Here is a 1246-nt window from a genome sequence, read left to right on the forward strand (position 1 = left end):
ACGTCAACGACGCGATCAGAGCGGGGACCATTCCTGGGCCTGGATGACGAGTCCGGACCAGTCCGCGCCCTGGCTGCGGGCGCGTTCGGCGAGAAAGAGGATTCCGTTCGACAGCCAGCTGCTCGGCCGCACGGCGGATGCGGCGAGCGCTCTGGTCGCGAGGATCTCGGCCTTGTCCAGCTCGCGTGCGCGCATCGCCGCGGATGCCTGGTAAAGGCGGACGGCGGCGAGAGCACCGGACGCCCGGGAACGGTCGAACAGTTCTGCTGCCTCGCTCAGCCGCTCATTTCCTTCGTCCAGTGCGCCGGCGGCGACGAGTGCCGCACCGCCGAATGTCGGCAGATACCCAGGATGGATACCGTCCAGGCTGTAACCCACCGCACCTGCCGGGAGCTTTGCCGCGACCGATCCCGCTGAGCGCAGCACGGCGACGATATCGTCGGTAGGCAGGTGGCACGCGGCCATGATGTGCGCCTCGGTGGTCATCGCCAGGACCGCGGTGTGCGCGTGTGGTGCCGTGGCCTGGGCCGCCCGCGCCAGTGCCAACCCGTCGCGGGTGCTCTGGAAGGAATAAGCGGCGAGTTCAGCCAACACGACTCCGGCGTGGGCGGCGGTCGTCGCGTCTCCTACATGTTTCGCGAGAACGAGCGCCGCCCGCGCCGAGACTGTGGCCGGCCTGGCCATGCCGTTGTCACCCTGTGCCACGGAGGCCATGAGAAGAATCCGGCCATGCGCTCGTATCCAGTCCCGGCGCAGGGCTGAGCCCAACCGCCATCGGCCGATCGTCCGCGCATGGTGCTCCAGCGTCGCGAGGCGCTCGACCAAGTCGGCCGGTGCGGTGGTCTCCCAGCGGCGGGCGAGGGACTCCAGACCGGTCTCGACCTGGTGTAGCGCTGCGCGGCTGTCCATCGCCGAGGATGTCATGTCGACCGCCTCGGCGGCCCTGAGGACACCGAGTAGCGCGCTCGTGGTAAGGATCGTTCGGCGGTCCGCCGATGCGTCCATGTGGTACTCCTGACGATCGCGACCTGGCGGACTGGGCACATGTCCGGCGTATGCGCACGCGCAACCATTGCTGTTCTCCGCCCGAGGGTCTCGACACAGTAAGGTCACGGTAACCGGGTACGGGGCGCTATGTCGCCGCCGCGGGTTAAGGTTTGGACTTTTTTCGCTGGTTCGCCCTTCCGTACCGGACGCGTGCGCCAGAAGCCACCACTCCCGAAACCGGGGCCGGGCTACGCGGATC

Annotated in this window: 1 protein-coding gene; it reads right to left on the reverse strand. The window is 68.3% G+C overall.

All coding sequences use genetic code 11. The features are described 5' to 3' along the window. Positions 1-15: 15 nt before the first annotated feature. Entirely contained in the window at positions 16-1005 is a 990-nt protein-coding gene (locus AC08ON_RS18190) for a hypothetical protein (RefSeq protein ID WP_476617449.1), read from the reverse strand. Between the last annotated feature and the right edge of the window lie 241 nt (positions 1006-1246).

Source organism: Frankia sp. CoWAU3 (assembly GCF_977971855.1).